We start from the raw sequence: 25,250 nt of genomic DNA on the forward strand, positions 1-25,250 counted from the left end.
GGGTTAGGCGACGCGTTCGGGCTGGGTGAGGTGCAGGAGATCGAGGAGTGAGGCCCCGATACAGGCGGCTCTCCATACGCGTTCGACGGGTTCCGTGGGCAGCTCCGCCAGGGCGGTGACCGCCGCGCGGCGCACTCGCGTTTCGTCTTCCGCGGTGAGCCGGCGGTTGACGGCCAGCGGTATGAAGTAGCCGACCGAGGCCCGCAGCACTCGTATCTGCTCGCTCACCTCCGTGGTGGAAGGGGAGGAGCGTGTGCGGCACCGCCACCAGGCATGGGAGACCCGGACGGTATGCCGGACCTCATCCGTGCTCAACCGCACGGCCGACACCTCGCCCTTCAGTACCTGGGCCGCGTTCAGGACCCTGACGGGCGGCCGTAGGGGAAAGGGGAGATCCGTGCGCACTACGGGGGTGCCCTTGGGGAGGATGGCGAGCGTGCCCTCGCCGGCCATCAGGCGCAGGGCCGCCCTCACGTTCGGCCCCGACGACACGAGGCTGCGCGCGACGTCGGTCCTGACGGGCAGAAACGTACGCGGCGGATAGACGCCGTCCGCGATCAGCGTGGTCATCCACTCGGCGATCCGGCGTGGCCGGTCGGACTGGTCGCCGCCGGGGATCCGTGGGCGCCCGTTGACTCCGAGGGTGATCGTCCTGGCTTCGGCCAGGTCCTGCAGTGCGAGGTGCACGCGCGCAGCGGGGATGTTCAGGTCGGCCGCGATGTTTCCGGCGAACGGAGCGGAGCCGGGAGGGTAGGTGCCCGAGTCGATCAGGTGGGTGATGCGCCGGGCGACCTCGGCGACCGGCACACAGGGCTGCTCCGTCTCGATGAGCGCACGCAGAAGATCCCGCGCCTGCCCGACCAGGACCAGCAGCCCCTCGTACGTCGCGCCGGCGATGCTGCCGCCGGCCGGGCACTGGACCGCGCTGATCAGCCGCTGCCAACGAGCCGTGTCGCTGAGCGAGTCGGACGACTCCTCAAGACGCTGGAGGGCAAGGTCGATCCAGGGGCCGGTGACCTGCCAGACGAGCCGGTAGCCCAGCACGACCGCGCCCAGGGACGCGGCACCGTGCACGTTCCCCGCGGAACGGAGTTGGACAAGAGCCTGCCGCAGCCCGCGCTCACGGAAGGCGGACGCCAGCCCATCGCTGTCCGGCGTCCGGACCGTGACGCCGTCCTCGGAGAGGTCACGCAGCCGAGGGGCCGCCACGGAATACGGGGTCATGCCGCGACCACTCCCTGCGCCGGCATCGAGAGGGACGAAGGGGCCGGCCGGTGCGGGGCGATGACCTGCCCGTCCGGTAGCAGTTCGCCGGTGTCCTCGAACAGCAGGACGCCGTTGCAGAGCAGGCTCCAGCCCTGCTCCGCGCGGGCGGACAGCGTGTGCGCCGCTTCACGGTCGGAGTCGACGGCCGCCGGGCACGGCGGCTGATGCATACACATAAGGGTCCTTACGCGGCTAAGTGGCCAGCAGTGAAGGTGTGATGGACGCGAGGCAGGGGTCCATGAGCGGCAGGACGGAGACGACTCCGGCAGTCCAGGTCCAGCAGCCCGCCTCGGTGGGCAACACGAACGCGTACGGCCGTCCGCAGCGCAGTTCCTGCACTGCCACCGCCACGGCCCGGTGATCACCGAGCCAGGCCCAGGCCGTGCCGAAGCTCTCCCGCCCAAGGCCGGGCAGGGCGGCGCGGACCGATTCCCGCACCCAGTCGACGGCCAGGCCCGGATACGGAGCGGTGGTACCGACGGTCGCGATACGCACGCGCACCGGACCCTGGTAGCCGCGGTGGCACCAGTACGTGCGGGGCAGCAACTCCGTCATGGGCGGCCCCCGCCCAGAGCAGCCGACGCCGCACCGGTGTGCCGGTCGTCGTCGCTCACCAGCTCCAGCACGTCCAGGACGGCCAGCGCCAGGAGCCGCAACTGCCCCCGTGCCGAACCCAGACCACCGGGCGCCGGATCGCCGAGTTGCTGCACGCGCCGCACGACGGCAACCAACTGCCCCGCCGCCTGACCGGTGTTGCGCTGCACAGCGATGTTCACCAACTGGCCGATGATCTTCCGTAGCCGGGGCGTGAGCCTGTCGATGTCGTCGATCGACAGCGGTGTGTCGGGGTCGAGGCTCGCGTTCAGCACGTCATCCAGCTCGTCGTCCTCAATGAACGATGTATGCAGTCGCGCGAGGAGGCGTCCGACGGACCACGAGTCGACGGAGAAGCTGGCCGGAGTGTCCAACTCACATCTGCGGTAGGGCTGTTGCGGGGCGATGGGGGAGTCCAGTGCACTCATGCCTCTGCCTCCTTAGAAGTCGTACGGAATGCGATCCACACGCGCTTCCCGTGTCGGCCGGGGGCGAGTTCGCTGCCCCACCGGTCGACCATGGCCGCGACGAGCTCAAGCCCGCGACCGGACTCGTCCCGTTCACCGGCGAACCTGCGACGCGGCTGGACCGAGGACGGATCACCGACTCCGATCAGCAGCTCGTCGGCCGTGCACCAGGCAGACACGGTGACCGTCTCGTCGTTGTTCCCACACCCGTGCTGAATGGCGTTCGCCATCAACTCGCCGGCCGCCAGCAGCGCCACATCGGCGAAACTCTCCAGCCCCCAGGCGCCGAGCAGTTCACGGACCGCGCACCGAACGGACGCCACATGGGCAACGTCGGCGGCGAACGCCACCTGAAAGAACCGCCCACCCGCCTCGGCCGGTGCCTCAACCCCCGCCACAGCCAAGCACCTCCCCGCGGGACCTCCTCGGCTCCAGCAGAAAATGCGCCGTAGCGCCGAGCGACTCAAGCCGCCGGCGCACGTCCATCTGGTGCCTGCGCTCCAGCTCTATCTGGGCTTCCTTGAGCACCAGTACCGTCTGCGCATCACCATGAGTGAGCAGCTTCATCACCAACTGCCACTGAGGCCGCTGCGCACCCCGCGTCGCCAACGGGCACAGGTCGTACAGCTCGGCGTGAACCACCCACCCCCGGTCCAGCGCACGGCTACGCAACAGCCGCAGCGTCGTGACCGGATCACTCAGCTCATGGCACGCGTACAGCACCACCCGGGTACCAGGCCGGCTGACGGGTCCAGAGGACTGCGGTAAACCCGGAGCATGGTTCGCCCCATGCGTCGTAGGCCCCAGCGCGAGGGCGGTCCGCTCGCCCGCACGGGCACAGGTCAGAGCATCGTGCTCAGGCTTCATGGGGGATCCTCCGTCATCGGCGAGGAATGGCTGACTTCGACGGCTGCGGCGTCAACTCCGTTAGTCGGCAAGGACCCTGGCTGATTCCGCGTCTTGACCGTACGGTCGACGCAAATGGAGTAGGACTGACTGCGGGTACGTGTTAGTTAGCTGAGCGCATCGGGGAGCCTCATGGCCGACAAGGCGCCTGCACAGCGAAGGGCGGCCACCGGCATCGTCGCCGGGTTCGTGCTGCGCCTGATCAGGGAGAGCGTTCCCCGAACCCAGATCGAGTTGGCGGAAGGACTGGGGGTCGACCTCGCTACAGTCCAGGGCCGCGAGTCTGGACGTCGCCCGCTGGCCCACATGAAAGCAGGCGCGTTCCTGGATCTGCGCCGCCGGCTCCTGGCTTTGGGCGCGGACCCCACACTCCTCGGGCTGCTGGACGCCGCCATGGACGCCGATCGCATCATCGGCGCAACGCTTCTCGCCCCGGAAGACGCTCAGCGCCATCCGCTCGCCGACTGGGTACATACGCGGGACACCGCGCACATGATCGCCTGGGCACTGAATGGCACGGCTCCACCAGCCGTTTCTAACCATCCGACCAAGGCCCGCCGCGGCCCCGTGGCTTCCGCACCGCTACTCCCAGCACCCGATCGCAGTCTGTTTTTCTCCCGGCTCCGGAACTCCGCCGAAGCCGCCGAGTACGTCGGGGAGAACGGCCTTCTGCTGCAGCGCCAGGCGCTCTACCTGAGCTCCTACGACAAAGCGCCGGAAGCCACGTCATGGACTGCCTACGCTCTGCACGCCCGCCGGGATCTGCTAGCCGCACGAGGTTGGACGCCCCACTGGGCAGCGGCGCGTTCGACCGCAACGGCACTGGCACGCCTGGGTGACCGCCAGCCCCTGCTCGACTTCATCGAACGGGCGATGGTTGACGACGACACGGCGGAGATCGCGAATCTCAACTACTGGGCCTACTGGTTCGGCGCTCTTCGCCAGCCGCAAGCGGACGACGGGTTCATGCGCGACTGCGGTCCTTCGGAGTGGGAGCCGGTCGCGTTGATGCGCAGTCTCGTAGAAGGGCTGCATCGAGCACCTGGGTACGTCGACCTCTACGCCCACTCGCTGTGGGCTCTGCTGACAGCTCACCGGTGGCTTCCGCTCGCATCGCCCGGTCTGGCCGACAGGCTCAGCCGGCGGGCGGAGCAACTCCTCGACGGCGGACTGATCTCCTCACGAGCAAGGCAGGAACTGACCGCCGTGCATTACGTTTTACGCGAGAACCGCACGTGACAGACCGGAGGACACACCACATGGCCGATGACACGGGACAGGCAAAAGGCACCGCGGGCTTCCTGCTCGAGATGGGCATGCTCAAGCGTGCCAAGCGAAGCGGATGGTGGATCGCCGGAGTCAAGGACCCCGAGACGATCGCCGAACACAGCTTCCGTGTCGCCCTCATCGGCTCGGTACTCGCCATGATGGAAGGCGCCGACCCGGCGAAGACCGCCCTCCTCGGCCTGTGGCACGACACCCAGGAAACGCGCGTCAGCGACATCCCGCACATCGGCCGCCGCTACCTGGACGCCGCCTCCAACGAAAAGGTCACCGCGGACCAGGTCTCCGCAGCTCACCCAGCGGTACAGGAGGGCGCCCGGCGCATCGTCGAGGAATACGAGAACGGCGACTCACTCGAAGTGATCTGCGCGCACGACGCGGACAAGCTCGAATGTCTCATCCAGGCCGTCGAGTACCGGGAGCAGGGCTACTCAAACGTCCAAGGCTGGATCGACAGCAGCCTCCAGAAGCTCAAGACCGCATCTGCCCAGGCACTCGCCGAAGCCGCGTTGAACATGACATCGGTGGAATGGCAGAAGACCTACCTCCCATGACAGGCCCCTGCGCGAAATGCGCTGCTCGAAAGCACCAGGGACCGGATCCAGCACCCACCCGCCGAGACAGCCAAGCCCTCCCCCAGTGCCACCGAATGTCGCCCCGATCGGAGACGATGAGACCCAGATCATCGTCTCCGAGCAATACGCTCGTCGTCCCCATCGGCGCCGGCCGCTCGCTGCTGGGACCGCCACCGTCGGCGACGAGATCGGGCACGTCAGCCCTTCGCCGGTGACTTGGGCCGCCAACTCCCGCCGCCTCGAAGCCGTCGTGACCGTGACCGACCACGACATCAGCACCGCCGTGGCGTTCGCATTCAGACACCTGAAAGTCGTAGCCGAACCGAGTGGAGCCTGCGCCCCCAGCTGTACGCCGCGGCCGACCGACGCCGGGTGCAGTCACCCGGCGCGGTCCAGCGCCTGCGGTGACGGCAACTCATTCAACTCCGCACGTCGCACAGCGCCGCGGCCCTATCGTGCGGGTTGGTGAATGGAGATGGATCCGGTCGTTGGCTCGCGGAAATAGAGATCAAGTCCGAGTCGAGACCAGCCCGAGCAGAACAACAAGGGAGAATGGGTGCCCACCCCACCAACGCTTGGACCTGTCGCACGCCTGCGTGAACGTAATGAACGGGTCCTGAAGCTGCGGCAGCAGCTCAGGGAGGTGAACCTCCGTCAGCGCCTGATGCGTGGCTTCGGTGCAAGTGTCGTGCTCGGCGTGCTCGGCGTCGCCGTCCCTACAGCGCTGACGTGGAAGCGCTTCGACCTGGCACCCATCAATACGGTGATCGTCCTCCTGGCCATCGTATCTGCTGTTGGGTTCGCGGCGTCCGCTTCAATGGAAACGATTAGGCACGCGAGCCCACGGCCTGGAGCGTTTGGGGCTCGGCTGACTCGCGAGGAGCTGGAACTAGATCTCGAAATTGCGATCGAGAACCGGCTAATCGACGCCACCCCACTAGACATCCCCATCCGCAATAGGCAGTTCGCCTATAGCGAGTCCGTACCCGAAGAACTGGATCAACTCCGCAAGGAGAGCCACCGTTACCGCCGGCGTCACAACTTCTTCCAGCTTCTGATCATCATCGGTTCGATCGCCAACGCCGGGGCGCAGACGTTCAGTGACACCACCCAGCCACTCAAATCGATCATCATTGGCCTGACGATGTTGGTCGCCATCTGCGCAGGCGTCACCGGTTACTACAAGTTCCGGGAACGCAGCTTCAACTTGCAACAGACCGCAGACTCTATCGAAGAGCATGCTAATGCTTTCCACCTCGGTCTGCCGCCCTATGACAGCACCGACCCTGCAACCAACCTCGCGCTCCTCACTGCCAAGGTCGAATCCCTCCGCGTGGAACAAAGACGCCGAGAGCAACAACTCGACCAACCGCCAGAAACACGCGATCCGTCAAACTGATTCCTAGCCTCGCAAGTCGATGAACGCTTCGGCAGAGGTGCGCGCTGCCATGCGACTGGACATGGAGCCGACGCACGCGCCACCGACAAAGGCGCGTACTGCCCCGCAGGTAAGGCAAGTTCCGTGCCCGCGCGGCACGAGAGATGCCAGGCTGGTGGGCACCGTTACTCGGACATGCCTCCCAACATATGCACGATGTAATTCGTTAAGAGGGAAAATTGGAATCAGTAAGTGAGGCAGCGAAGCAGTTCTGGGCCCCAGACGGCGGCTCGGTCGGTCCATACGACCAAGCCGGGCAACGTCTCGAAGTAGCCCTGGTTACCGAGCTCGTCGCTCGCGGTGTGGACCCGGCTTGGATTAAGCGGGGGCGCGATGCAACCCTTCCGATGGTGCAAGGTGTTGATCGAAGCTGGGATCTTGTGATCAGCAAGGACAGCGTTCCACTCGCGGCAATAATTTGGAAGGCGAGTTCCGCAGCCTCCTTCAGGAAAAATATGCGGAATCATATGCAGGAACTGAGCGCCATCGCCGTCGACGTAAGAATGCGTTACGGACATCCGGACCTGTACCGCATCCGACCGCACCTTGGCTTCGTATTCATCGAGGAAGAACGTCAGGAGCGTACTGCACTTCCCGGCAGGGGCAGGCGGCATGCGCGCGTTGAGTTGCGTTCAAGTACCCTCAGTCGCGTTTCAGACCACTTCTACGAACGGCTCATACAAACTCGCCTCTACGATAATGCTTGCTACATCGTCTCGAATGGAGACCCTAACTCCGCGCCGAGTCAACCGCATCGATCGATGGAGTTGGGCAGTTTTATCGAGCAGTTGGCGGAAGATGTACTCGTTCTGGCAGCGCGCCATGAACGAAACGGACTAACTATCAACGCATACTTCGAGCTGCTCTCCAAAAAGAATGACATCAGTCACCTGCGCACCCAGGGGGACGAAGCCGCTTTTGAGGAGATGTTGTCGAGTAAGCTGACGGAGGACGCTCTTTTCGAACTCAAGCAGGGATTCTGCACTGTCAACGACCCGATGAAGTTCGATGATAGAAATTTCGACAAGATTCTAAAAATCGCGTCAGCGATGGCCAATACAGGAACAGGAGCGGAGGGGGTGATCCTTATAGGCGTTGCAGATGATACTCAAGACGCGGCCGCAATCAAGCGATTTTCTTCAGTAAATAGCATTGAGGTTGGGGGGTTCTATATCACCGGAACGATGCACGAGATAGATCGCCTAGGAAGAAGTATTGATGAGCATTTCCGCTGGCTCGTTAGCAAGATAAGGAATGCTAAACTGACGCCTCGGTTCGCTGAAGAAGTGGCCTCGTCGTTGACCCCCTTCACTTATAAAGGGTATCTACTCTGGAGAATCGACATCAGGGCCATGAACACTCCTGTTACCTATGACGGAAAATTCTATGTGCGTAGTGGCCCAGGTGTGCGCGAGGTAAGCGGGGACGCCATCGTCGATTTGGTCCGCAAATTCGACACGCGTGAAGATTAGAAGGGAGCCGAGTCTCGGCGTGATCCGCCTGACCGGAAAGTCGCTACCCGCTTCTCAACCTCGTAAGCGGCCCGAGGGTTTGGGGCCCGCGTTCTGCGAGAGCCACGTGACTATCAGAGTTCTCGAACACTCCGCAGCACTGCGTACCCGACCCATTCACGCGCGTCGAAGACGTAACCAGCCACGAAATCCGCATACTCTGCTTCCGTATGCCATCCAAAGCTGTCGTGGTATATGGCTGTTTGCGTCAGGTCCCACTCACGGGGGGCCGTGGCGAATCCGTCCAGGTCAATTACGCGCGGATGTCCGGCCGCGTCACGCAGGACATTACCCACGTTGAAGTCACAGTGCAGGTGACCCGACGGAAGCGAGAATTCGAGGCGCTCATACTCGGACTTCAAATCTCTCGCCATCGAGCGATGAAATGCACGAATGCTCTCCGGGATGGCAGTACCCTCCAGGCGGCTCGCGACCTTGTCAAACGGCTGGAGTCGCGGCAGTGAAAAGGTGGCGGCTCTAGGTCGTGGAGCCGCCGTAGCAGCACGCCCATTTCCGCCGTACTCGCGTAGGTGTCGCCGTCTGCGAGCACTTCCCCGAAGGTGACCGGTTGGTCTTCGATCACGATTGGCTGTTCGGCGTCCGTGACGAGATGGGCGGCGGGATACCCCTGGTCCACGAGCCACCGGGCAACGGCTAACTCTCGCCGCACCGAGGTAAGGCGGTCGGCGCCCCTTCCCACCCGCGCGATGATCCGGCCACCGTCGACACGGAAGACGGCATGGTCGCCTAGCCGAAGGATCTCGATGCCGTCCGGCTCCAGGTCGGCGACTGCGCATGCCCGGCGAAGGATGGCTCTGCCGCATCCGCGTCGAACTCCGTGCGTTCTGTCGTCGTCATGCCGTCTGCGCCTCCCGTTCGGCCGGCAGCGTGAGGACTTCCCTCTCTCGCCCTGCCCCCTTCCCGATCAGCCCTTGACCTTCCATCTGCTCGATGGCAGAGCGCACGGCGGTCCGGGACGCGCCAAACCGCTCGCACAGCTTCTTCTCGGTCGGGAAGCGGTCGCCCACCTTCACCCCCTCGCCGCGCAACAGGTCAGTGCGCCGCTCGACCAACGGCCGGCGGTCGCCAGTCCCGGCCACGAACCATCCGGCGCCCTGTACCGACTCGATCACACCATCGGCCTTGAGCGCGGCGAGCGCCCGCTCGATGGTGCTGCGGCTCAGCCATACTCGCTCACGAGTGCTGACTGAGACGGCAGCGCTTCAGTGATCTCGCCGTCTCTGAATCTTCTCGCGGAGGGATTCGGAGACCTCCAGGTACGTACCTCGCGGACTGCCCTGCGGCACGTGGGCTCCCTTCCTCGACCTCGGCGGTGGCCCGTGGGCACCTAACGGAAACAAGGTTGCCACGTACGCTGCGACTGAACGACGGTCTCGTATCCGGTGAAGCCCCTCGATGGCCGGTTAACGGTGCGGACGACCAGCATCGGCACGGTTGCTGTCATTCCAGATGTGGACAGCGAAGGTTCCTGAGCCGTACCAGCTCTCGGGCCCCACCTCGGCCGTGAGAGACGGGTACTCGCTGATGAGCTTCCAAATCTCAGCCAGGTTGACCTGCCTGTACGGCTGGTTAAAGACCAGAGCGGGCCTGCTCGTGTGGTCGTAGAACCCCGGCCTGCCGTGGCAGTCCCTTTTGGCGCAGCGGCCCTTGTCAAGCCAGTGCAGTCCAGACGAACACCCTGTGCTGCCACTCCTGAGGTCGTATCGGTCCGCCCAGTCCAGCAGGTCCGCGCGCATATAAACGTAGACGTTCGGGCCGAAGGGCCAGTCCACACCTTCGGCATCACGGGTGAGCACGTCCCGGGAGCGGTCATCCAGAGAGCTGATTAGCTTCTTCTGGCTGGCGCTCTGGCACCGCGAGCACCACCACTTCGCTTCTTTCCCGGAGCCGAAGAACAGCCCCTCCCGGCTGGGACGCCCGCATCCCTCGCAGTCATACATAATCCTGCTCCTTCGCTTCCCCGGGGACCATTCGGCGCTGTGAGAATCGGTCGTACCCGCCCGAAATCACCGGGTACGCACACGCTAGACCGCAGTTGACTCACATATCGGGTTCGAGCTGCCTTTTCTTGCGGTCACGAGCGAACCCGACGAAACTAATAATCAAGAATTTGAGACCGAACGATGGCACGAGGATTCCTGCATAAATCCAAAATGCACCCCACCATCCACCATCGCCGTTAGGGTCCATTATTGGGATCCAAAGAAAGTTGCTCGCAATGATAGAGAGCCACCTCCCCGTCTCCCTAGGGACTCGCCCGGCCCTGAATTCGAAGAATATGGTAAGCGCCATGAACAGCATGAAGTGGTAGAGACTGAGCACCCAGACGACTGGGTTCACCCAGTCTGCGGACCCTTCAGCGAAGCTGATTTGCCGAGGCCACTCCCACAGCATGATGAGAACTAGAACTTGGATGGGGAGGGATCGAATTAGATCCTTGCGAAAAACACGGAGACGTTCTTCATGCCGAAGCGCAAAGTCGGCAAGGTCCTCAAATAGCGGGTTGGGTGCCGTTTCAGGATCTAGCCCATGCCTGGCTCGGACCGCTTCGGTTAGCGCATCCTCCTGGTTCGCCGCGCGAATCCGCATCCTGGCATCACCAGCATAAGCCGCAACCTCCGCATAGAAGGTGTCAATCGTGTCAGAGTTAAGCCGCGAGGTGTTGGCTACTTGAACCCATCCGGGGCTCTCATCTAAGGACTGTAACTGTTCAGTAAGGTTTACCCAGAACAGTTCCTTCTTTTTCATGTCGTAGACGACGCCAATGATGGGGATGCGACTCTGTCGCCAGTCGCCGAAATGGTCATCTATGGGGATGGCGTACCCTTTGACCCTTTTATACTTCTTGCCACTTTTCACCTGAATGGCAATCCAGTAAGGCGTCCTCTTGCTGCCGCGCGTGAAGTTAACGATCATGTCCTCGCCGTGATCGTTGCCTCCGTCGATCTCCTGAACGAGGTGATCGTGTTCCTCAAGAAGGGCGCGAAGGGCGTTGACGCCCGCCCTCTCGATCTTGCGACTACCACGGACAGTTGACACTGGCCCCCCTGAAGTCAGCGACCGCCAGGATAACGGCAGGCACCGACAACCCGGGCTGGTCACGTCCGCATAACCACGCGCTGACCTGGCCTTCTCAAGGGTCGTTCGTTGTCCTGGTCTTTGTTCAGCGCGCTGACGGCCGGCGTCGTACACTGCCGTCTGCTTACCGTTCTCCCACTACCTCGTCGACTGATGCGCGCATGGAGGCCCGGAAACCTTTGGCGGTTTCCGGGCTCCGTCGCGCTAATCGGGCTTGGAGCTGGTCTTTAGACCGCACTTGATGGCGGGTTCATAGCTGTCGATGTCTCATACCTTCCGGGCTCCTCGCCCGGTCCACTACCTGTGCGCAAGTCTCGTCGAACGCAGCGACGACAGTGCCGCGGACTTGGGTCTCGATCTCCTGGCCGGGGCGCCGTGTGGTGTGCCACCGGACCGGCAAGTCCGTGTACAGATCGGTCTCGAACTCGCAGGCCAGCGCGGACAATTGCTCAGGGCTGCCGATGTTGAGCCGTTCGCCGCCGGGCAGGAACTCGGCATGGGCGTGATGGACGCACCGGCGGTCGGGAATCCGGTCACGGAGCCCGGATGCCCTCAGATCGCGGTTCCCAATCCATGATGCGGTCGACGACCGCTTCGGATACGCCGAGGATGAGCAGAACAGTCGCGGCAGTGTGCCGGGCGTCGTGGAGGCGGCCGTCACGGACTTTCGCCGCCTTGCGTAGATCTTTCCACCGGTGGAGGTCGGTGTTGGGATTGAGCGGCCTGTCGGTCGGCGAGGTGAACACGTACCCCTTCTCCACCCAGTCCTAGGCAAGGGACTGCTCCTGCTCCTCCTTGTGCCGCATCAGGAGCTCCTCGGGCATACCGATCGGACGCTTGCCAGCGCGCGTCTTGGTGTCCTTCGTCTCGCGCCGTTTCCCGTGGTCCATTTGTGGTCCCAGGTCAGTACCGCAGCGGCTTCTAAGCGCCTTTCATGCAGGTCAGATGGCATTGTCGTCGCGCGATCCGCACCGTCTTGAAAACCGTCGTGGCACGGAAGGATTGGATCTGGACGGGGTGAGTGTCTTTGCGAGCACGGCGCTTCAGAACAGGGACGGGGGGAAGATGATGTGGTCAACGGGCCGTCCTCAGCCCAGGATTGCTCGCAACGCAGCCGCCAGCCGTTGCAGCGGCTAGGACTTGTCCGGCCGATCATGTGACTACTCCGCGTCCAGGTCGTTGATGTGGACATGGGGCGGGGTGATCTGAGCGATGCCGAGTGGGAACGGTTGCGGCCGTTCCTGCCGGTCAGTAATAGGCGTTGTGGCAGGTGGCGGTGCCACCGGCAGGTGATCGACGGGATTCTGCACCGGGTTCGGACCGGCGTGCAGTGGCGTGACCTGCCCGACCGGTACGGGCCGTGGAAGACCGTCTACGAACGGCACCGTCTCTGGTCCGGTGACGGGACGTGGGAGCTTCTGCTCCAGCAGGTCCAGGCCGCCGCCGATGCGGCGGGTGAGATCGACTGGGACATCTCGGTTGACTCCACCGTCGTGCGGGCGCATCAGCATGCGGCCGGCGCCCGCACCGACCCGCCGCCGGCCCCAAAGGGGGCCGAACTGGCAGAACACCAGGGCGAGACCGCGTGGCAGAGCCTGCACGCCCGCCTGGTGGAGGTGGTGCGGGAGGTGAGGGCCTGGGCCGCTCGCCAAGCTCCACCTGAGCGCGGACGGCCGCTGCCGCCCGCTGTCCCTGATCGTGGCTCCGGGCCAGGGGGCGGACTGCGCCCAGTTCAAGCCCGTCCTGGACAAGATCCGCGTACCGAAAGCCGGCCCGGGACGGCCCCGCAAGACACTGGACAGCGTCGCGGTGGACAAGGCTTACAGCAACGGCCCCTGCCGCAAGTACCTGCGGCGCCGGGGCATCCGGCACATGATCCCGGAGAAGACCGACAGCCAGGCCGCCCGCTTACGCAAAGGCTCACGCGGCGGACGGCCACCCGGCTTCGACGAACACCGGTACAAGAAACGCAACACCGTCGAACGTGCCATCAACAGGCTCAAGCAGCACCGAGCCGTCGCCACCCGCTACGACAAACGCCGCTACGTCTACCTCGGCACCGTAACCGCCGCAGCCCTCACCATCTGGCTCCGAACATGATCGGCCGGACAAGTCCTTTGCGGACTGTGGGACGGCGTCCGGCAGTCTGGACGCACGCAGGGCCGGTTGCTGGGCGTGCGCGAGGTCCAGGCGGCGGGCCGCCAGGTCGATACGGCGCGCTTCAGTGGCGGCGACCACCTCAGATCCGCGCTCGAACGTGAGCGGCGGGTCCATGTCGGCTGCGATCTTCGAGACGGTCGAGCCGGGGCGCTTGATGGCGCGTGCGATCTCGTTCCGCCCCTTGCCCTGACTGTGCAGGCGGCGCACTGATGCACGGTCTCCGTCGGTGATGGGGCGCGCCACGGTGTGTCACCTCCGTAACGGTGCTCAAGATCAGTCCCCCGAGTCACATTCGTATGTGCAGCATGGGCACGTGGAGGTTTCAAAGCTTGTTCTTGAATATCTGAAGGTCGTCATTTGGCCCGTGACGGTGATCGGGCTCATGTGGTTCTTGCGAGCACACCTACGTGAAGCATTTGGACGCTTGACGAGGTTGGAAACTCCGCTTGGAGCCGCGGACTTCGAAGCTGATGCACGTCACCTGCGACTACGTACCGACGAGTTGCCGGAGCCGGAGCCGGAGCCGGAGCCGGAAGAGTTGCCGGAGCCGGAGCCCGAGTCGGAAGAGTTGCCGGAGCGGGTGCCGGTGTCGGTGCCGAGAGAGGAGACTGCAGGCACGCGAGTGCGAGCGCGGTTGGCGGCGCTGGTGCGACTGAAGGAGTTGGAGCGAGAGCGGCTGGAAGTGCTCGAAGCGCTGAAGACCTTTGAGGAGTCGGAAAACCGGCTACAGGCGTCGGGGGCGCGAGCGCGGTTGAGGGCGCTGGAGACACAGGTGCGGGGGCTTATACCGGAGCTGGGAGGGTCTTCCAGCTCAACGGAGAGTGCCTGGGCTAGAAGGCTAGATGAAGCGGGCGCCGTGGCCGCCGTATCCCCTGTGGGAGCGATCATCACTGCGTGGGAGGCAGTTCGCGATCTGGGTGAGCGCATTTTGCCAGCAGCGTGGTCCGGTCCACGGGCTGGCCGGCCTCGCAACCTCGCGGATGAGATGCGTCGTGCGGGTATGCCAGCCTCGTCGGTGAAGAACCTGAGCGAATTGAGAGCGCTCCGAAACCGAGCCGTGCATGGTGAGCCTGTATCAGTGCAAGGCGCGCTCGATTTTGTTGCGGCTGCGCGCGGATTGTCTTATGAGCTGGAGCTCTTTACGCGCTCTGGTTAATGGCTTCAACGACGTGTGCTGGGGAGTGGCTTGCTGCCGGTGACGACTAATTGCGGCGCCGCACCCTGCCCCGTCGCGCACGAGACGGCCGGCTCGCCCCCCCCGGCTGTCACAGGCTCCGGCCCTCCTGTTCACGGGTGCTGCGTCAGTCGGCGGCGTCCGTGGAGGCCATGCCGGCCTCCGCGGTGACGGTGATCTCTTCCAGGCCCTCACTCGTCTCCGCCGCTTTGGCCTGCTGGTCGACGCTGTACTTCGCGTCGAGTTTGCCGGCCTTCAGGCCCCAGGCGAGTGCCCGCGCTCGCATTCCGTTATCCCCGGTGATCACCGTGACGGGGGTGGGGGCGATGGCCTGCTGGAGGTAGCTGGCGCGCGCGACGATCTCGTCGTCGTTGTTCGGCAGTCGCACATGGCCGGGCTCATCCCGCAGGATCTCGATCACGGTCCCTCCCGGCGTCCTGTACTCCCCCGTGGTCTCGATGGCCGTCATGGTCTCCTCCAGCAGCGAGAACACCGCGCGGGCCCGCTTACGGACGTTGCCGTTGACGGTGTACGACTTCTTGTCGATCTCGTCCACCACCACATGAGGGATGACCACCACCGTGCCCGGCCTGTACGCCTTCTCCCACGGGATCGTGTCGTACCGGGACCAGTGCAGCAGGTCGTTGGTGTCCAGCACGAGAGTCCGGACTCGGTGGTTCTTGTGCCGCTCCTGCATCGCGAACAGGTCGTTGGTCAGCTCCATGAAGTACGTCCGCAGCTCCTGGATCTCCCCGTGGATCAGCTGCGCCCACCGGTCGGACGGGAACTGTCCGTGCACGATGTAGCTGTACCGGTCACCGCGCACCCGGGCCGCGACCGAGCGATCCGCGAACAACTTCAGCAACTGCGTGGAAGCCGTCAACGTCCACTCGTCGTACTTGCGGCGGGCGTGTCCTACCGCCGCGTCCTGCGCGTGTCTCTCCGAGGTCGACGACACGTTGAAGGGGGTGTAGGGGAAGTGGGGTACGGCGCTCTGGACTCCGTTGAGGCCGCCTGTGGTCAAGTTCTGCAGAAATTTGATCGCGTCATCACAGTTCGTACCGGGCCGCAGCATGGGCCAATCCCTTGTTTGCCCTGACCGCCGCGTCGTTGCGGTGGACCAGGTACATCGTCGCACCGGCAGGCTCCCGTATACGGCGGTTCTCGGGGGCGGGGAACAGGGATGTCAGATCGTGTACCAAGTCATCCAGCTCAGGGCTCCGTTGCCCAGTCCTTCACGCGCTCCGAGTGAGCCCTTGGGGAGGATCGGACCGCAGTTTATGAGGGACAGCGACGCACCCGTCGTTGTCCTGGCCAGCGACGATGCGAGGCTCACCGGCTTCGACGAGTTCCTCGAAACTGCCGCCGACCAGAAGGCATTCCCACTTGACCACAGCCTCTTCGGGATTGAAGTCCCCAAAGGACAGTGACTCGAATGCCCGCCCCGGTCCGGTCGGGAGGGCCCTAGACCCGCCGACGTGTCGTCCGGCGCGACGAAGAACTTCACGATGAGACTCACCCGGGCATCTTGCCCGACAGCTCACAACCATGATCGGCCGGACAAGTCCTCGGCCGGCCGTGTGCGTGAGCGATGCGTGAGCGGACGATATGGCACGGGGTTGGACCACGCGTCAGTCTGATCGCGGCTGCACGTCTCTGACCAGGCGAAACAGGATTCGGCGGTACCGCCTAACATCACTCGGGATGATCTTGCAGGCCCTTGTAATGCGTAGGTCGTCGGTTCGAATCCGACAGGGGGCTCAACAGGGAACCCCAGGTCACCTTGCCGGTGGCCTGGGGTTTTTTGAGGTGCCGGGGGCCGTCGGCCTTCGGGGTGGTGGGTAGCGTCGTGGTCGTGAACCTCAACCTCTTCGACGATGTGCCTGATGGTTTGACTCTGCGAGCCCGATCGTTCGTCCGCGCGCACGGCGTCAAGGCCGATGTCCGGCCGGTGGAGGGGCACAGGCAGTGGTGGCTTGAGCGAGGCGTTCCTGCGGCGGTGATCGACCGGATGGCGGCCTACCAGGAGAGATGGGGCGGTCTCGTGCTGCCGCCCGCGCCGCACTACGACGGAGGGCCCAAGTACTTCGATCCGGACTCGCCCGAGTCGGATTCCGCGGGGTCGTGGTTCGAGGCCGGGCCGCAGCGGGCCTCGGTTCCCTACTCGTTCATGATCGGTCCGCGTGGTGAGTTCGGAATCCATGGGGATGGGTGGGTGCCTCTCCACGCGACCGTCGAGGGCTGGGTGGAATCGCTCGCGCTGGCCCACCACGCTTCCATGTGGGCGAAGCAGGTCACCAAACTCGTCGGCGATGACGTCGACGGGGTCGCGCTGGACGGCTACGAGCCGGTGCGCGAGACAATGGGTCTTGCTGACACGTGGTGGAGAGGCCCTGACTCCCTGGTGGCGTTCTACAACGGGGAGGCGGAATCCCTCGGCTTCCCTAGAGGCCGAGTCGCGTTGGTCTACTCGGGGCTTGACGAGTGGGGGCTGCGAGGAGGCGTCGAGGCGGATGGTGGCTGAGATCGCTGCGGTGTGTGTGTCGTGAGTGAGCACGCTGTCCGGCCGTTGACTCTGGCCTGGGTGGGCGAGCACCTGGAGGTCGGTGAGCGGGTCGTCGGGGTCGAGGCGCTGCGGGGTGGGATCACCGCCGAGATGCGGCGGTTGACCATCGGAGCGCGGGGCGGACGGACCCGTGAGCTGGTGCTGCGGACCTTCGTCGGCGTGGGGGATGCCGAGGACTCTCTGAAGAGGGAAGCCGGTGCTCTGAGGTTGCTCGTGGGGAGGGGGGTGACGGCTCCTGGGCTGGTCGCGGTGGACGCGGGCGGGGCGCATTGTGAGTATCCGTCGCTCCTCATGACACATCTCGCGGGGCGGACGGTCCTCGACGACGAGGGGTTGGAGACGCGCGTCCCTCTGCTGGCCCGTCAGCTCGTGGCGATCCACGCGTTGCGGCCCGCCGAACGGCCCCCGGAGTACGTGGCGTTGACGACCGCCGACACCATCGTGACTCCGAAGGGCGCGGACGCGGCGGCATGGGCCGCGGCGATCGACGTGATCCGCAGGCCCGCGCCCTCCTATGAAGGGCGGTTCCTGCACAGGGACTTCCATCCCGGCAACGTGCTGTTCGACGTGCCGCCCCCAGGGCGGGCAGGTGTCCGGATCAGCGGAGTTGTCGACTGGGCAGGGGCCTCCTGGGGGCCGGCGGATCTCGATGTGGCGCACTGCTCCACCAATCTCGCCCTGCTGCACGGCCCGGGGTGGGGGCCGCGGTTCGCCGAGGCGTACGAGGAGGCCGGCGGGGTCCTGGCGGCGGGCGCGAGTGAGCGGTTGTACTGGCAGGTGCGGGACGCGCTGGCGTTCTCAGAAGACGTGCGGTTGGTGGCACGGGCATGGCAGGAGACGGGGAGGGCCGAGCTGACGACGCGGGCCGTGGAGGAGCGACTGGATGCCTACGTCAGCATCCTGATGGACACGTTGGGCTGAGCCGAAGTGTCAGTGGCGGCCCGAGACGCGGTTCGCCAGGCGGGCCAGGCGGGGGGTTGTGGGGGTGTGGGACGTGGACTCCTGGTGGTCCGCCGTGCGGTAGGCCGCGTAGAGGGTGTGGACTCCGAGCCAGCGCAGGGGTTCCGGTTCCCATTTGCGGACCTTGTGGTTGACCCAGGGCAGGGTCGTGAGGTCCGTGGGGCCGCCCTGGGCGGAGTCCTGTTGGATCAGGTCGCGCAGGGTGCGGGCCGCGAGGTTGGTGGTGGCGACGCCCGAGCCTACGTAGCCGCCCGCCCAGCCGAGGCCCGTGGCGCGGTCGAGGGTGACCGTGGCGCACCAGTCGCGGGGGACGCCGAGGACGCCGGACCAGGCGTGGTCGATGCGGGCGCCCGCCGCGGTGGGGAAGAAGCGGACCAGGATGTCGCGCAGGGCGGTGATCGTGGCCGGCTGGGTGCGGCCGTCGTTGTCGGTGCGGGAGCCGTAGCGGTAGGGCACGCCCCGGCCGCCGATCGCGATGCGGTCGTCGGCGGTGCGCTGGGCGTACATGTAGGCGTGCGCCATGTCGCCGAGGGTTTCGCGGCCCTCCCAGCCGATGGTGTCCCAGATCTCGGGGGACAGCGGTTCGGTGACGATCATCGAGGAGTTCATGGGGAGCCAGGAGCGCTTCTGGCCCTTGAGGTTGGCGGTGAAGCCCTCGGTGCAGCGCAGGATGTAGGGCGCTCGGACCGTGCCGTACGGGGTGATCGCGTGTTTGGGCTTGATCTCGGTGACGGGTGTCGACTCGTGGATGGTGACGCCGAGCGCTTCGACGGCCCCGGCGAGGCCCTTGAGGAGTTTGACGGGGTGGAGCCGGGCGCCGTGCGGGGTCCAGGTGGAGCCGACGGCTCCGGTGACCCGTACGCGCTCCGCCGTCTCGCGGGCGCCGCGCAGGACGCGATCGGTCTCGCCGAAGGCCGTCTCGGCGGTGTGGAAGTCCTTGAGCCGGGCGAGCTGGGCCGGGGTGTACGCGACTTCGAGCACGCCGCCCTGGTGGATGTCGGCATCGATGGTCTCTTCGGCGGCGACGCGTACGACTTCGTCCACGGTGGCGTTCATGGCCTGCTGGAGGCGGACGGCGGCGTCGTGGCCGTGGGTGCGGGCGTAGGTGTCGCGGCCCGCGATGCCGTTGTAGAGCCAGCCTCCGTTGCGGCCGGAGGCACCGTATCCGCAGAACTTGCCTTCAAGGACGGTGATGTTGAGGAAGGGCGCGGCCTTCTTCAGGTAGTACGCCGTCCACAGGCCGGTGAAGCCGCCGCCGACGACGCACACGTCGGCCGTGGCGTCGCCGGAGAGGGGTTCGCGGGGCGCCGGTATGCCGTCCTGGGCGTACCAGAAGGAGATGCCGCCGTTGATGGTGCTGCTCATGGGGGTGTTCGTACACCTCGCTCCGTGCCTGTGTCCAGGTCCCGGGTACGGGGGAGGCGGCGGGTGAGGGGATAGCAGGCGAGGCCGATGAGGACGGCGGTGAAGCGGCCGATGTCGGTGAAGTCCGGGCCCGCGATGAGCGGGACGCCGTAGAGGATGACGACGGCTCCTCCGTACGGAGGCCGCCACGGCGGGGCGATCCGGTAGGTGAGGACGGCGACGACGCCCGCGAGCGCGTAGCCGCCGCCGACGTCGAGGGTGCCTGCGGCGGCCTCATGGGCGCGGCCCTGCCGGATGGCCCGGTCGAGGGCGGCCTCGCTGACGAGGGTGGCGCCGAGGTGTGCGGCGACCGCGGTGGTGACGAGGGCCGCGGGCCGGAACATGTGGGCGGCCTTGCGGAGATGGCGGCGCATGGGGTGATTCACCCACGGGGGCGGGTTCTTCGCGGGGATCGACATTCCGGGCGGGGCGTCGCGCCCGTAGGCTCGGTGCGGTGGAGATCCCGGCGGAGTTGGTACGGACGCAGTCGATGTTTCTGGGTGCGCGGGGGCGTGCGTTCATCGCCGCGCTCCCGGAGCGCGCCGCGGACTTCCTCAAGAGGTGGGAGCTGCGGCGTACGGGCCCGGCGATGCACGGCATGTGCGCGCTTGTGCTGCCGGTGGAGCGGGCGGACGGTACGCCGGCGGTGCTGAAGTTGCAGAGCCTCGACGCGGAGACGGCCGGTGAGCCGCTCGCGCTGCGGGCGTGGGACGGCGACGGCGCGGTACGGCTGCTGGAGTACGACGAGGAGTCGGGCACGCTCCTGCTGGAACGGCTGGACGCGGCAAGGGACTTGAACGCCGTCGGCGTACGGGACGGGGTCCGGGTCATCGCGGAGCTGCTGGCCCGGCTGACCGCGCGGCCCGCGCCGGCGGGGCTGCGCGGGTTGGGGGACATCGCGGAGGCGATGCTCGACGAGGCGCCGACAGCGGTGCGTCTGCTCGCCGACAGCGCGGAGCGGCGGCTGCTCCGGGACTGCGCGGCGGCCGTACGCGAGGTGGCGGGCAAGCCGGGGGACCGGCTGCTGCACTGGGATCTGCACTTCGCGAACGTGCTGGCGCCAACACCCCGTAGGGGTGAGGACCGTGGGCCCTGGCTGGCGATCGATCCGAAGCCGCTGGGCGGGGATCCGGGGTTCGAGCTGCTGCCGGCGATCGCGAACCGGTTCGACGAGGGCGACATCCTTTGGAGGTTCGACCTGATGACGGAGGTCATGGGGCTGGACCGGGAGCGCGCGCGGGCGTGGTCGCTGGGGCGGGTGCTCCAGAACTGTCTGTGGGGCTTGCGCGAGGGCGAGCGGGCGCTGGCACCGACGTGGGCGGCCATGGGCCGGACTCTGCTGGCGCGGTAGCCGCCGAGAGGGCAGGCTGCGGTCATGATTCGTACGGCGACGGCCGCTGACGTTCCGGTGATCCACGCGATGATCCGTGAACTGGCGGCATACGAGAAGGCCCCGGACGAGGCGCGGGCGACCGAGGCGCAGTTGCGGGAGGCGCTGTTCGGGGAGCGGCCCGCCGCGTACGCGCACATCGCGGAAACGGACGGGGGCGCGGTGGCCGGGTTCGCGCTGTGGTTCCTGAACTTCTCGACGTGGCGCGGGGTGCACGGCATCTATCTGGAGGACCTGTATGTCCGTCCGGAGCTGCGCGGCGGCGGGCACGGGAAGGCGCTGCTGACGGAGCTGGCGCGGATCTGCGTGGAGCGCGGGTACGAGCGGCTGGAGTGGTCGGTGCTGGACTGGAACGAGCCGTCGATCGCCTTCTACCGGGCGCTGGGGGCTCGGCCGCAGGACGGGTGGACGGTGTTCCGGCTGACGGACGGGGAGTTGGCGAAGCTGGGTGCGGCGGGTGCGGCGGGCGCCGCGAGTGCTTCGGGCTCGGGGAGCGGGGCGGGCTCGGCGGGTGCGCTCGGCGCGTGAGGCCGGTGATCGGCGGCTCGATTGTCAGTGGGTGCCTTTACTCTCGGTGACGAGTGCAGATGTCGCCGATTTTCCAGTGGGGGACCCGTGTCCGAGTCGACCGAGACCGTGGAGCAGCAGCCCGATCCCGATCCCGTGATGGCCGAGATCGGGCGCGGTATGGAGCTGGGGCGGCGGGGGGAACGGGACGCCGCCCGGGGGGTGTTCACCGGCGTCTGGGACCGGCTGGGCGCGGACGGCGATCCGTTCCACATATGCGCGCTCGCCCACTCGATGGCTGATGTCCAGGACGACCCGCGGGAGGAACTGGTCTGGGATCTACGGGCGTTGGAGGCGGCGGATCTGGTGTCGGACGAGCGGGCTCGGCGTGCGGGGGTGGTGAGTCCGGTGGCCGCGTTCTACCCGTCGCTGCATCTGAACCTCGGCGATGTGTACCGGCGGCTCGGCGAGTTGGAGCCGGCCCGGGAGCATCTGGCGCGCGGGCTGGGCGCGGTGGGGGCGCTGGGCGACGACGGGTACGGGCAGTTGATCAGGGGCGGGCTCGACCGGCTGGCCGAGCGGTTGGAGGCGCCCGGCGCGTCGTCGGACTGAGCCCGGAAGAGCGCCCGTTCGGGCCGAGCGCGCCCGGCGGGCTCAGGCGCCGGTTCCGTTGACCGGCGGCTCCAGGACCACCTTGCCGATCGTGCCGCGTGTCTCCAGCGCGCGGTGCGCACGGGCCGCTTCGGCGAGCGGGAAGCGCTGTACGGCGGGACGGAGGCGGCCGGCCGCTGCCTCTTCCAGTGCGCGGATCTCCAGTGCGCGTACGTCGCCGCCCGCCTTCTGGAGCATCACGGGGCCGAGGACGCCCTCGGAGGTGATGCCGCGCGCCGCCTGCTCCTCCTCCGAGTAGCTCAGCGGCTCCCCGTCGTGCAGGCCCGCGCCCGACCAGCCGAACACGATGTGCTTCCCGCCCTTGCCGAGGAGGTCGACGGCGGCGCGGGCGGTGTCACCGCCGACCGAGTCGAAGACGACGGTGGCGTGGCGTCCGGCATGGTGTCCGGCGAAGTGTCCGGCGCGGCGTTCCGCGAGGTGGGTGCGGACCTGCTCGGGCCAGTCGGGCAGCGTGTAGTCGACGGCGAGGTCGGCGCCGTTCTCGGCGACGCGCGCGACCTTGGCGGGGCCGCCGGCCAGGCCGATGACGGTGGCGCCCGCGTTCTTCGCGTACTGGACGAGGAGCGTGCCGATGCCTCCCGCGGCTGCGGGGACGATCGCGACATCCTCGGGGCCGAGGGTCGTGAACTGGAGGATGCCCATGGTGGTGCGGCCGGTGCCGATCATGGCGACCGCCTCGGCGGCGTCGAGGTTGCCCGGGATCTCGTGGAGCCTGGCGGCGTCGGCGACGGCGAGTTCCGCGTAACCGCCGGGGACCATGCCCAGATGGGTGACGACCCGCTTGCCGAGCCAGCCCGGGTCGGTGCCATCGCCGAGCGCGTCGACCGTGCCCGCCACCTCGCGGCCGGGGATGGTCGGCAGCTCGACGGGCGCGGGGAACGGTCCCGGCATGCCCTCGCGCAGGGCGGTGTCGAGGAGATGGACCCCGGCCGCGGCGACGGCGATCCGGACCTGGCCGGGGCCGGGGACCGGGTCGTCGGTCCGCTCGTGGAGAAGGTTCTCGGCGGGCCCGAAGGCGTGGAGGCGGATGGCGTGCATGGCTGGCTCCCTCGTGGTGTCCGGGCGCGGCGCGTGACCGGTGTGCGTGTCCCGGTGCGGTGCCGTGTACGGAAGCCAGCCTCCGACCTCAAGCGGACTTGAGGTCAAGCCGAGCGGCGGAGCCGTACCGACGCGACCCTCCGCATCGCGAGCGAGGCGGCCTCGATCGCGCTGTTGAACGACACCTCGGACAGCACGCCCGGCGCCGCGACCTGGTCGCCGACGAGAAACACACCGTCGCCCCGGTCGATGCGCGGCCGGTCGCGCCAGGTCGTGCCCGGCCGGTCGACCGCCCCCGTACGGCCGGCGGCGAGCGACTGGCGCCGCCACACGGCGCGTTCGCGCCAGTCGGGGAAGCCGAGGTCGAGCAGGCCCTCGGCGCGCGCGATGCCCATGGCCGAGGACTCGTCGGGGCCGACCGGGAACTGGCCCTGGAGCAGTTGTTCACCGGCCGGCGCGAGGGAGGGGTCGGCGGCGGTGAACCGCTCCAGCCAGCCCGGCGCGTCCAGATCGCAGATGACGAACGGATCGCCCTTGCGCGTGGTCAGCGCGAGATCCAGCAGGGCGGTGCGCCCGCTCTCCCACCGCAGGCTGTCGTCGCCGAGCAGTTGCCGGGCCGAGTCGAGCGACGTCGCGACGATCACCGGTCCGTCCTCGGGGAGGGTGTCGACGCGCGCGACCGTCTCGATGCGTACGCCCAGATTCCAGGCCCGGCCGAGCATCCGGTCGATGACCTGGCTCCAGCCGCCGACCGCGACATGGGCCTCCGGCGGGATGGTCGCGGCGCGCCGGAGCCGCTCCTGGACGAAAGCGGCGGAGAGCGAGCCCGGGTCGTGGTGGAAGAGCGCGACGGCGGAGTAACGGGCGGCGGCCACGGCCGCGTCGTGGCCGTGCCGTTCGGTGGCCCAGGTGTGGAAGTCGACGTCCACGGGCGCCAGTTCGGCCCTCATACGGCTCGCCTTGAGCAGCCCGAAGGGCGGTGCCTTGCGGAGGGCGCCGTCGCGGCGGAAACGGAAGCGGGCGCCTTCCAGGGCCGGCACGCGCGCCATCGGGCCGAGGAGATCGCGCTGCCGGAGCCAGGCCCAGTGCGGGCCGCGATGGTAGAAGACGTGCGGGCCCTCGTTGGCGCGGTACGGCCCCTCGGAGGTGCGGGCCCGCCCGCCGAAGGTGTGGTGCGCCTCGAAGACGGTCACCCTGGCGCCCGACTCGGCCGCCGAGATGGCCGCGGTCAGTCCGGCGAAGCCGCCGCCGACGACGGTGATGTGGTCCATGGCTGATGCCCTTCGCTCGTTCACGGTCTCCATGTGTGCAGAGGTCTCCCAGTAAGTGACGGAACCGAGGGCCTGTTTGTGACACCGCGGAGGCCCTGTTCGGGGGCGTTGTCAGTGGTGTACGTCACGATGGGGTCATGGCTCGGAGAACAGCGGCAGGGAAGACAGCGGCGGGTAGGACGGGGAAGACGGGAACGGCGGGCAGGGGTGTGCTGGCGGCGCGGCGGCCGGAGGTCCGGCTGCCGCCACTGGTGTCGTACGAAGGGGAGCTGGAGCCCGACGGGGAGTACGACGGGCAGGAGTTCGGCGGGCTGGATCTGGCCGACCAGGAGGGTCCGGGGGCGCGGTTCATCGACTGCGCGCTGCGCGAGTGCGGGCTCGACCGGACGGATCTGGGCCGGGCGCGCTTCATCGACTGCGTCCTGGAGAGCATCCGGGGGGTGGGCACGGATCTCGGGGGAGCGTCGCTTCGCGATGTCGAGGTGGTGGACGCGCGGCTCGGCGGGGTGCAGTTGCACGGCTCGGTGTTCGAGCGGGTGCTGATCCGGGGCGGCAAGATCGACTATCTGAATCTGCGGAAGGCGAAGCTGACGGACGTGGTGTTCGAGGGCTGTGTCCTCGCCGAACCGGACTTCGGGGGAGCGGAGTTGGAGCGCGTCGAGTTCCGTGACTGTGTCCTGAAGGAGGCGGACCTCAGCGGCGTCCGGATGAAGAACGTCGACCTGCGGACCGTCGCCGAGCTGGGCATCGCGCGCGGGGTCGACAGGCTGGCGGGCGCGGTGATCAGTACGTCGCAGCTGCTCGATCTGGCGCCGGCGTTCGCGGCGCAGATCGGCGTACGGGTGGAGGACGCGCCGGGCGGCTGAGCGGGGGGAGCCGGGGGCGCGGGATGCAGGTGGCGCCCTTGATCCGTACGGTGGAAGGTGGTGGTGATGGTGCGTGCGTGCCGACGGGGCGCCGACCGGCCA

27 protein-coding genes and 2 pseudogenes are annotated in these 25,250 nt (G+C 67.0%); 13 read left to right on the forward strand and 16 right to left on the reverse strand.

Annotated elements, in window-relative coordinates:
• Positions 1–3: 3 nt before the first annotated feature.
• Genes OIE74_RS21285 through OIE74_RS21310 form a run of 6 tightly spaced genes read right to left on the reverse strand, consistent with a single transcriptional unit; the run spans position 4 to position 3,053 of the window.
• A complete protein-coding gene (locus tag OIE74_RS21285) occupies positions 4–1,224 on the reverse strand; it encodes a hypothetical protein (RefSeq protein WP_329386038.1) in 1,221 nt (406 codons plus the stop codon).
• Positions 1,221–1,442: a DUF5999 family protein gene (locus tag OIE74_RS21290; RefSeq protein ID WP_329386040.1), complete on the reverse strand. Its 222-nt coding sequence runs from the start codon at positions 1,440–1,442 to the stop codon at positions 1,221–1,223. Before OIE74_RS21290 ends, OIE74_RS21285 begins: the two co-directional genes overlap by 4 nt.
• 16 nt (positions 1,443–1,458) lie before the next feature.
• The gene (locus OIE74_RS21295) at positions 1,459–1,821 is read right to left on the reverse strand and encodes a hypothetical protein (protein ID WP_329386042.1); all 363 of its coding nucleotides are present in this window, start codon (positions 1,819–1,821) and stop codon (positions 1,459–1,461) included.
• The gene (locus OIE74_RS21300) at positions 1,818–2,288 is read right to left on the reverse strand and encodes a DUF6415 family natural product biosynthesis protein (protein ID WP_329386043.1); all 471 of its coding nucleotides are present in this window, start codon (positions 2,286–2,288) and stop codon (positions 1,818–1,820) included. The genes OIE74_RS21295 and OIE74_RS21300 overlap by 4 nt, the downstream gene beginning before the upstream one ends.
• Positions 2,285–2,725 (reverse strand): ATP-binding protein, encoded by a 441-nt coding sequence (locus OIE74_RS21305; protein WP_329386045.1) that lies wholly within the window; start codon positions 2,723–2,725, stop codon positions 2,285–2,287. The genes OIE74_RS21300 and OIE74_RS21305 overlap by 4 nt, the downstream gene beginning before the upstream one ends.
• Positions 2,712–3,053 carry a recombinase family protein gene (locus tag OIE74_RS21310; RefSeq protein WP_329386047.1) on the reverse strand — a complete coding sequence of 114 codons (342 nt, stop codon included), beginning with the start codon at positions 3,051–3,053 and terminating at the stop codon, positions 2,712–2,714. Before OIE74_RS21310 ends, OIE74_RS21305 begins: the two co-directional genes overlap by 14 nt.
• 312 nt (positions 3,054–3,365) lie before the next feature.
• Between OIE74_RS21310 and OIE74_RS21315 the strand changes: the two genes are divergently transcribed.
• The 4 genes from OIE74_RS21315 (at position 3,366) to OIE74_RS21330 (ending at position 8,002) form a co-directional block, all read left to right on the forward strand.
• Positions 3,366–4,472: an XRE family transcriptional regulator gene (locus OIE74_RS21315; protein ID WP_329386048.1), complete on the forward strand. Its 1,107-nt coding sequence runs from the start codon at positions 3,366–3,368 to the stop codon at positions 4,470–4,472.
• Between the two features lie 20 nt (positions 4,473–4,492).
• Positions 4,493–5,071 carry an HD domain-containing protein gene (locus OIE74_RS21320; RefSeq protein ID WP_329386050.1) on the forward strand — a complete coding sequence of 193 codons (579 nt, stop codon included), beginning with the start codon at positions 4,493–4,495 and terminating at the stop codon, positions 5,069–5,071.
• Between the two features lie 577 nt (positions 5,072–5,648).
• Positions 5,649–6,491 carry a DUF4231 domain-containing protein gene (locus OIE74_RS21325; protein WP_329386053.1) on the forward strand — a complete coding sequence of 281 codons (843 nt, stop codon included), beginning with the start codon at positions 5,649–5,651 and terminating at the stop codon, positions 6,489–6,491.
• A 218-nt stretch (positions 6,492–6,709) separates the two neighbouring features.
• Positions 6,710–8,002 (forward strand): PaeR7I family type II restriction endonuclease, encoded by a 1,293-nt coding sequence (locus OIE74_RS21330; RefSeq protein WP_329386055.1) that lies wholly within the window; start codon positions 6,710–6,712, stop codon positions 8,000–8,002.
• Between the two features lie 113 nt (positions 8,003–8,115).
• Here OIE74_RS21330 and OIE74_RS38655 read toward each other — a convergent pair.
• From OIE74_RS38655 to OIE74_RS21355, 5 genes and pseudogenes are all read right to left on the reverse strand, one after another.
• Positions 8,116–8,741: pseudogene (locus OIE74_RS38655) on the reverse strand (phosphotransferase enzyme family protein).
• A 154-nt stretch (positions 8,742–8,895) separates the two neighbouring features.
• A complete protein-coding gene (locus OIE74_RS21340) occupies positions 8,896–9,174 on the reverse strand; it encodes a GntR family transcriptional regulator (RefSeq protein ID WP_329386059.1) in 279 nt (92 codons plus the stop codon).
• Positions 9,175–9,465: 291 nt separating this feature from the next.
• Positions 9,466–10,002 (reverse strand): hypothetical protein, encoded by a 537-nt coding sequence (locus tag OIE74_RS21345; RefSeq protein ID WP_329386061.1) that lies wholly within the window; start codon positions 10,000–10,002, stop codon positions 9,466–9,468.
• 100 nt (positions 10,003–10,102) lie between these two features.
• Positions 10,103–11,101 carry a DUF4365 domain-containing protein gene (locus OIE74_RS21350; RefSeq protein WP_329386063.1) on the reverse strand — a complete coding sequence of 333 codons (999 nt, stop codon included), beginning with the start codon at positions 11,099–11,101 and terminating at the stop codon, positions 10,103–10,105.
• Positions 11,102–11,390: 289 nt separating this feature from the next.
• Positions 11,391–12,057: pseudogene (locus OIE74_RS21355) on the reverse strand (tyrosine-type recombinase/integrase); the annotation flags it as partial.
• Between the two features lie 273 nt (positions 12,058–12,330).
• On the opposite strand from OIE74_RS21355, the gene OIE74_RS21360 reads away from it, so the two are divergent.
• A protein-coding gene (locus tag OIE74_RS21360; RefSeq protein ID WP_443076370.1) for an IS5 family transposase occupies positions 12,331–13,240 on the forward strand; the annotation gives its coding sequence in 2 pieces (ribosomal slippage) (positions 12,331–12,777 and positions 12,779–13,240; 909 coding nt in all).
• 373 nt (positions 13,241–13,613) lie between these two features.
• Positions 13,614–14,456 carry a hypothetical protein gene (locus tag OIE74_RS21365; RefSeq protein ID WP_329386065.1) on the forward strand — a complete coding sequence of 281 codons (843 nt, stop codon included), beginning with the start codon at positions 13,614–13,616 and terminating at the stop codon, positions 14,454–14,456.
• A gap of 145 nt (positions 14,457–14,601) precedes the next feature.
• Here the strand turns inward: OIE74_RS21365 and OIE74_RS21370 are convergent, their stop codons facing one another.
• Positions 14,602–15,498 carry a PIN domain-containing protein gene (locus OIE74_RS21370; RefSeq protein WP_329386067.1) on the reverse strand — a complete coding sequence of 299 codons (897 nt, stop codon included), beginning with the start codon at positions 15,496–15,498 and terminating at the stop codon, positions 14,602–14,604.
• Between the two features lie 256 nt (positions 15,499–15,754).
• On the opposite strand from OIE74_RS21370, the gene OIE74_RS21375 reads away from it, so the two are divergent.
• From OIE74_RS21375 to OIE74_RS21385, 3 genes are all read left to right on the forward strand, one after another.
• Complete coding sequence (locus OIE74_RS21375) at positions 15,755–15,904, forward strand: hypothetical protein (protein WP_329386069.1); 150 nt, start codon at positions 15,755–15,757, stop codon at positions 15,902–15,904.
• A 425-nt stretch (positions 15,905–16,329) separates the two neighbouring features.
• Positions 16,330–16,998 carry a hypothetical protein gene (locus OIE74_RS21380; protein WP_329386070.1) on the forward strand — a complete coding sequence of 223 codons (669 nt, stop codon included), beginning with the start codon at positions 16,330–16,332 and terminating at the stop codon, positions 16,996–16,998.
• A 21-nt stretch (positions 16,999–17,019) separates the two neighbouring features.
• On the forward strand, positions 17,020–17,961 hold the full coding sequence (locus OIE74_RS21385; RefSeq protein ID WP_329386073.1) for a phosphotransferase family protein: 942 nt from the start codon (positions 17,020–17,022) through the stop codon (positions 17,959–17,961).
• 9 nt (positions 17,962–17,970) lie between these two features.
• On the opposite strand, the gene OIE74_RS21390 is transcribed toward OIE74_RS21385, so the two are convergent.
• Together OIE74_RS21390 and OIE74_RS21395 are read right to left on the reverse strand one after the other, a co-directional pair.
• Positions 17,971–19,365, reverse strand: a complete 1,395-nt coding sequence (locus tag OIE74_RS21390) for an NAD(P)/FAD-dependent oxidoreductase (RefSeq protein WP_329386075.1) — start codon at positions 19,363–19,365, stop codon at positions 17,971–17,973.
• Positions 19,362–19,778, reverse strand: a complete 417-nt coding sequence (locus tag OIE74_RS21395; RefSeq protein WP_443076182.1) for a rhomboid-like protein — start codon at positions 19,776–19,778, stop codon at positions 19,362–19,364. The genes OIE74_RS21390 and OIE74_RS21395 overlap by 4 nt, the downstream gene beginning before the upstream one ends.
• Before the next feature lie 116 nt (positions 19,779–19,894).
• Between OIE74_RS21395 and OIE74_RS21400 the strand changes: the two genes are divergently transcribed.
• The 3 genes from OIE74_RS21400 to OIE74_RS21410 all read left to right on the forward strand — a co-directional run bounded on the left by OIE74_RS21400 (position 19,895) and on the right by OIE74_RS21410 (position 21,913).
• A complete protein-coding gene (locus tag OIE74_RS21400) occupies positions 19,895–20,755 on the forward strand; it encodes an aminoglycoside phosphotransferase family protein (protein WP_329392377.1) in 861 nt (286 codons plus the stop codon).
• A gap of 24 nt (positions 20,756–20,779) precedes the next feature.
• Positions 20,780–21,322, forward strand: coding sequence for a GNAT family N-acetyltransferase (locus OIE74_RS21405; RefSeq protein WP_329386076.1), 543 nt, complete (start codon positions 20,780–20,782; stop codon positions 21,320–21,322).
• Between the two features lie 87 nt (positions 21,323–21,409).
• Entirely contained in the window at positions 21,410–21,913 is a 504-nt protein-coding gene (locus OIE74_RS21410; RefSeq protein WP_329386078.1) for a hypothetical protein, read from the forward strand.
• A 42-nt stretch (positions 21,914–21,955) separates the two neighbouring features.
• On the opposite strand, the gene OIE74_RS21415 is transcribed toward OIE74_RS21410, so the two are convergent.
• Positions 21,956–23,011 (reverse strand): zinc-binding dehydrogenase, encoded by a 1,056-nt coding sequence (locus OIE74_RS21415; RefSeq protein WP_329386080.1) that lies wholly within the window; start codon positions 23,009–23,011, stop codon positions 21,956–21,958.
• Between the two features lie 104 nt (positions 23,012–23,115).
• Positions 23,116–24,282, reverse strand: a complete 1,167-nt coding sequence (locus OIE74_RS21420) for an NAD(P)-binding protein (RefSeq protein ID WP_329386081.1) — start codon at positions 24,280–24,282, stop codon at positions 23,116–23,118.
• 137 nt (positions 24,283–24,419) lie between these two features.
• Between OIE74_RS21420 and OIE74_RS21425 the strand changes: the two genes are divergently transcribed.
• Positions 24,420–25,148, forward strand: coding sequence for a pentapeptide repeat-containing protein (locus OIE74_RS21425; protein ID WP_329386083.1), 729 nt, complete (start codon positions 24,420–24,422; stop codon positions 25,146–25,148).
• Positions 25,149–25,250 lie beyond the last annotated feature (102 nt).

Source organism: Streptomyces sp. NBC_01716 (assembly GCF_036248275.1).
Taxonomy (GTDB): domain Bacteria; phylum Actinomycetota; class Actinomycetes; order Streptomycetales; family Streptomycetaceae; genus Streptomyces.